Source organism: Alteromonas confluentis, assembly GCF_001757105.1.
Lineage (GTDB): Bacteria > Pseudomonadota > Gammaproteobacteria > Enterobacterales > Alteromonadaceae > Alteromonas > Alteromonas confluentis.
This window is the reverse complement of record NZ_MDHN01000018.1, coordinates 41,647-47,646: the sequence shown is the minus strand read 5'-3', so window position 1 is coordinate 47,646 and position 6,000 is coordinate 41,647. Positions and strand designations below refer to the sequence as shown.

At 46.6% G+C, this 6,000-nt stretch carries 2 protein-coding genes and 2 rRNA genes; 3 read left to right on the top strand and 1 reads right to left on the bottom strand.

Translation table 11 applies throughout. The annotated features are described in order from the left end of the window. Window positions 1-20: 20 nt before the first annotated feature. Window positions 21-2,893, top strand: a 23S ribosomal RNA gene (locus tag BFC18_RS08720). A gap of 149 nt (window positions 2,894-3,042) precedes the next feature. Beyond that, a 5S ribosomal RNA gene (gene rrf, locus BFC18_RS08715) occupies window positions 3,043-3,158 on the top strand. A gap of 105 nt (window positions 3,159-3,263) precedes the next feature. Here rrf and BFC18_RS08710 read toward each other — a convergent pair. Continuing rightward, window positions 3,264-3,869 carry a hypothetical protein gene (locus BFC18_RS08710; protein ID WP_070125177.1) on the bottom strand — a complete coding sequence of 202 codons (606 nt, stop codon included), beginning with the start codon at window positions 3,867-3,869 and terminating at the stop codon, window positions 3,264-3,266. Window positions 3,870-4,250: 381 nt separating this feature from the next. On the opposite strand from BFC18_RS08710, the gene BFC18_RS21685 reads away from it, so the two are divergent. Continuing rightward, window positions 4,251-5,801 carry a methyl-accepting chemotaxis protein gene (locus BFC18_RS21685; protein WP_170826582.1) on the top strand — a complete coding sequence of 517 codons (1,551 nt, stop codon included), beginning with the start codon at window positions 4,251-4,253 and terminating at the stop codon, window positions 5,799-5,801. The last annotated feature ends 199 nt before the right edge of the window (window positions 5,802-6,000 follow it).

Genomic DNA, 6,000 nt, shown 5'->3' with positions numbered 1-6,000 from the left:
GAAGCTATTTAGGGTTGTATGGTTAAGTGACTAAGCGTATACGGTGGATGCCTTGGCAGTAAGAGGCGATGAAGGACGTGTAAGTCTGCGAAAAGCGGTGGCGAGTTGACAAAACGCATTTGAGCCATCGATGTCCGAATGGGGAAACCCACCCGCTTGCGGGTATCGTTAACTGAATACATAGGTTAACGAGGCAAACCCGGGGAACTGAAACATCTAAGTACCCGGAGGAAAAGAAATCAACCGAGATTCCCTGAGTAGCGGCGAGCGAAAGGGGACTAGCCGATATCTGTTGTGATAGTGGAATATTCTGGAAAGTTTAACGGTACAGGGTGATAGTCCCGTACACGAAGTTGCAACAGGTACATATTAAGTAGGTCGGGACACGTGTTATCTTGACTGAAGATGGGGGGACCATCCTCCAAGGCTAAATACTCCTTACTGACCGATAGTGAACCAGTACCGTGAGGGAAAGGCGAAAAGAACCCCTGTGAGGGGAGTGAAATAGAACCTGAAACCGTATACGTACAAGCAGTGGGAGCCCTTCGGGGTGACTGCGTACCTTTTGTATAATGGGTCAGCGACTTATATTTAGTAGCAAGGTTAAGCGAATAGCGGAGCCGTAGCGAAAGCGAGTGTTAACTGCGCGTTGAGTTGCTAGGTATAGACCCGAAACCCGGTGATCTAGCCATGGGCAGGTTGAAGGTTGAGTAACATCAACTGGAGGACCGAACCCACGCCTGTTGAAAAAGGCGGGGATGACTTGTGGCTGGGGGTGAAAGGCCAATCAAACCGGGAGATAGCTGGTTCTCCCCGAAATCTATTTAGGTAGAGCCTCGGACGAATTCCTTTGGGGGTAGAGCACTGTTAAGGCTAGGGGGTCATCCCGACTTACCAACCCTTTGCAAACTCCGAATACCAAAGAGAACTATCCGGGAGACACACGGCGGGTGCTAACGTCCGTCGTGAAGAGGGAAACAACCCAGACCGCCAGCTAAGGTCCCAAAATATTGCTAAGTGGGAAACGATGTGGGAAGGCTAAGACAGCTAGGAGGTTGGCTTAGAAGCAGCCACCCTTTAAAGAAAGCGTAATAGCTCACTAGTCGAGTCGGCCTGCGCGGAAGATGTAACGGGGCTAAGCAATATACCGAAGCTGCGGCAATGCGATTTATCGTATTGGGTAGGGGAGCGTTCTGTAAGCCGCTGAAGGTGAACTGTGAGGTTTGCTGGAGGTATCAGAAGTGCGAATGCTGACATGAGTAACGATAATGCGGGTGAAAAACCCGCACGCCGGAAGACCAAGGTTTCCTGTCCCATGCTAATCAGGGCAGGGTAAGTCGGCCCCTAAGGCGAGGCAGAAATGCGTAGTCGATGGGAAACGGGTTAATATTCCCGTACTTATATAATCAGTGATGGAGGGACGGAGAAGGCTAGACAAGCTTGGCGTTGGTTGTCCAAGTGAAAGTGAGTAGGCTGAGTGCTTAGGTAAATCCGGGTACTTAAGGCCGAGACACGAGACGAGCCACCACGGTGGTGAAGTTGTTGATGCCCTGCTTCCAGGAAAAGCTTCTAAACTTATGATTATGTGAACCGTACCCCAAACCGACACAGGTGGTCAGGTAGAGAATACTAAGGCGCTTGAGAGAACTCGGGTGAAGGAACTCGGCAAAATTGTACCGTAACTTCGGGAGAAGGTACGCCCCTGCGTGTGATAAGACTTGCTCTTTGAGCACACGGGGGCCGCAGTGACCAGGTGGCTGGGACTGTTTATTAAAAACACAGCACTCTGCTAAATCGAAAGATGACGTATAGGGTGTGACACCTGCCCGGTGCCGGAAGGTTAATTGATGGGGTTAGCGTAAGCGAAGCTCTTGATCGAAGCCCCGGTAAACGGCGGCCGTAACTATAACGGTCCTAAGGTAGCGAAATTCCTTGTCGGGTAAGTTCCGACCTGCACGAATGGTGTAACCATGGCCACGCTGTCTCCACCCGAGACTCAGTGAAATTGAAATCGCAGTGAAGATGCTGTGTACCCGCACCTAGACGGAAAGACCCCGTGAACCTTTACTACAGCTTGGCACTGAACATTGAACCTACTTGTGTAGGATAGGTGGGAGGCTTTGAAATATGGACGCCAGTTCATATGGAGCCGTCCTTGAAATACCACCCTGGTATGTTTGATGTTCTAACGTTGGTCCCTAATCGGGATTGCGGACAGTGTCTGGTGGGTAGTTTGACTGGGGCGGTCTCCTCCCAAATAGTAACGGAGGAGCACGAAGGTTAGCTAATCACGGTCGGACATCGTGAGGTTAGTGCAATGGCATAAGCTAGCTTAACTGCGAGACAGACACGTCGAGCAGGTACGAAAGTAGGTCATAGTGATCCGGTGGTTCTGTATGGAAGGGCCATCGCTCAACGGATAAAAGGTACTCCGGGGATAACAGGCTGATACCGCCCAAGAGTTCATATCGACGGCGGTGTTTGGCACCTCGATGTCGGCTCATCACATCCTGGGGCTGAAGTCGGTCCCAAGGGTATGGCTGTTCGCCATTTAAAGTGGTACGCGAGCTGGGTTTAGAACGTCGTGAGACAGTTCGGTCCCTATCTGGTGTGGGCGTTGGATGATTGAGGGGAGCTGCTCCTAGTACGAGAGGACCGGAGTGGACGAACCGCTGGTGTTCGGGTTGTTTTGCCAAAGGCATTGCCCGGTAGCTACGTTCGGAATCGATAACCGCTGAAAGCATCTAAGCGGGAAGCGAGCCCCAAGATGAGTCATCCCTGAACTTTAAGTTCTCTGAAGGGTTGTTGAAGACGACAACGTTGATAGGCAGGATGTGGAAGTGTTGCAAGGCATTAAGCTAACCTGTACTAATTGCCCGTGAGGCTTAACCATACAACGCCTAAATGGCTTTATCATTTAGAAGTTGATGGTCATGACTGACTAATTAAGAAGTTAGAGTAGCGTTACTCTGATTGATAAACGTATCACGCTTTCCAGAATTGTTAAGTTACTGACGATGTCGGTAACAACCAAGTTTAATGCCTGACGGCAATAGCGACGTGGTCCCACCTGATCCCATTCCGAACTCAGAAGTGAAACGCGTTAGCGGCGATGGTAGTGTGGGGTTTCCCCATGTGAGAGTAGCACACCGTCAGGCTCCCAATTACGAAAAAGCCCGCTCATCTGAGCGGGCTTTTTTCGTTCTAGGCAGTTAAAAAAAAGGAAGTTACATTACGTAACTTCCATATTAAATCATGCCTGCTTATTCGAAGATCAGTGTGCTCTCGCCAGGCACCACTGATAAATCATATTTGCCGTAATCTTCTTGTCCCGGGCAATTATTAACAGTACCGCTTAAGCTAATTGTACCGCTGGTCAAATTCTCATATTGCCCGGTCGCTCCAACCAGGTTCACATACTCAAGAATTTCCATTGGTGAACCTGTAGAACAGAAAAGATCGCCTGAGACAGGATAAAACACGTCGTTCTCCGAGCGAATAACGGTAGAGCGATCATCATCTATCATTACGTGAGATACCACAGGTCCCACGGTGTAAAGGTTAGACACATCAATCGTGCCCTTCAAACTACCAGTAATGTGTACATACTTTCGAACGCGGAGTTTGTCGCGCCAGGGAAGTCTGTTCCACTCCGTATTTTTTAATAAAATAGAGTATGTACCTAATTGTTCGAGTTTGGTTGGATCAGATGATATATCAAAGGTCTCAACTGAGCCTGAAACTACCGTATAGCTGCCTTGCACAACTCGACTAGCGTTATGATTGATGTCTGATTTCTTTGCCGATGCATTAGCGGAAAAGCCGAGAAACGCTATCATTGTGGCCGTAGCGAGGGTCTTAATTTTCATAAATATCCTTTTAATCTTTCCAAAGTGTGAATGCGACTTGTTTTGAAGTTAAGCTGCGGTGAGTGTGATGCTCCACAATATTCAAATATAGTTATGTAAACTGTGTCAATAGTAATACATGCGTATTGCAGCTGACACCCATCCATATTACTGATGTTTCACGCATTTAGCTCACAAGTAGCGTTATTACTTAGTTCTATCATGTATACAAATCGATAGTTTAGTAATGAAAATAGGATGTGCTTTTTTAAACTTACGGATATTCATCGTTTAAGCGAAACATCTGTAATAAATAATACTAATGTCGATATGTTGTGCTTCCGTAAATTTCCATAACTGGTCTATAGTTAAGTTATAAAAGTTAACAGGATGTTGTTTGAAGTGAAAAACTCTATTGTTATCGGTATTGTTGCAGCAGTCGTGGTAGCGGCGTGCGGATTTTTACAATTAGCTTATTGGTGGATAGCCATGTGCACCGCACTCGTTGTTGTACTTGTATCTGCTGTACTCACTAAAATGTCTACTGAACAACTAGCTGAAACACATGGCACTGAAATGAGTATTGATCCTCAGCTAGGTGAATCTATTAGCCAGTCTGCTAGCCGTATTGCCATCGGCGGTGCAACCGTTTCTCATTTCCTTGATAAGTTAGCTGAGGTTTTTAAAAATCAGGCGAACAATGTACAGGGAATTGCGACGAGTATTCGACACCTTGAAGAGGGTAATCAGCAGTTAGTTTCATTTGCCACCGACGCACAATCGAAAATCCAGGCGGCAGACAGTAAAACGCAAGACTGCAAGGATTCACTGCATAAGCTGTTTCTTCAACAAGAGCAATTGAAGCAAGAAATTGAATCGTCTTCTGACATGCTTGCCACATTAAAAAGTAAGGCGGATTCAATAAGCGGTATCACCACAACCATTAATTCTCTTGCCGATCAAACCAACATGTTAGCGCTTAATGCAGCAATAGAGGCGGCCCGTGCAGGAGAGCAGGGCAGAGGTTTTGCCGTGGTTGCTGATGAGGTCAGGGATCTCGCACAGAAAACCACGAACGCAACGCAGGGGATTGACGATGTGCTCAATGAGATAAATCGTTATAGCCAATCCTCAGTGGATGCTATCGGCAAGGTATCAGTAGCTAATTCTTCAATGTCTGAAGTAATAAATCAGATTTCCACAGTCATTGAAGAAACCAGTATTATTTCTGCTGAAGCAGCAGATTCCATGGGTCAGGTCGCTAATACAGTGGGCGTTCATGGAGAGACAAATCGCGGTATTTCCGTTAATGCTGATTCACTGCATGAAAATACACAGCACTTGGAAGGTGACCTTATTGAGGTATCTGAGAAGGTCATTGCACTGAGTTATCAGACCGAAGGGATTTTCCGTTTACTACAGAGCTTCGAAGTGAATGATCGGAACGGACAAGTTCAACGCATTGCCGTTGAGACTGCTGCAAAGATTGGTCAGTTATTTGAATCATCGATCGCTTCCGGAAAAATCAGTGAGTCTGATTTATTCAATTTTAACTATCAGCCCGTCGCCGGGACTAATCCGCAAAAGTTCACAACCCAGTTTGATAGCTTCACCGATAACTTACTCCCTCAGATTCAGGAGCCTATTCTTGAACAGAATAATTTCATTATTTATGCGGGCGCTGTCGACGTGAACGGTTATTTTCCAACCCATAACCGCAAATTCAGTAAACCGATGACCGGTGATTACGATGTCGACCTGGCACAAAGTCGAACCAAGCGCATTTTCGATGACCGCACAGGTTCACGATGCGGAAAGAACACCGAGTCATTTTTGCTACAAACTTACAAACGGGATACCGGTGAAGTGATGCATGATTTGTCGGCACCCATTTATGTCAAAGGCCGCCATTGGGGCGGTTTCCGAATTGGTTTCAAAGCCATGGACAGCTAAGCAGCGCTGGTGACTTTTTCCGCTTATTACTTGAAGCAGCTTTTGGGCTGCTCTTTTATTATCTCAAAAGTTTCGTCACTTTCATTTTATACGATGAAAGTATTACCTCTAATAGTCGGTCTCTTTAAATAACCTGACATAAACAGCAGGTGCTGAATCAAATGCTACTGCTGTTATTCATTATTTGAGGACAAGACAA

Bases quoted from the DNA above. Each gene is read 5' to 3' on its own strand.
- BFC18_RS08710 (WP_070125177.1), bottom strand. From the start codon at position 3,869: ATGAAAATTAAGACCCTCGCTACGGCCACAATGATAGCGTTTCTCGGC.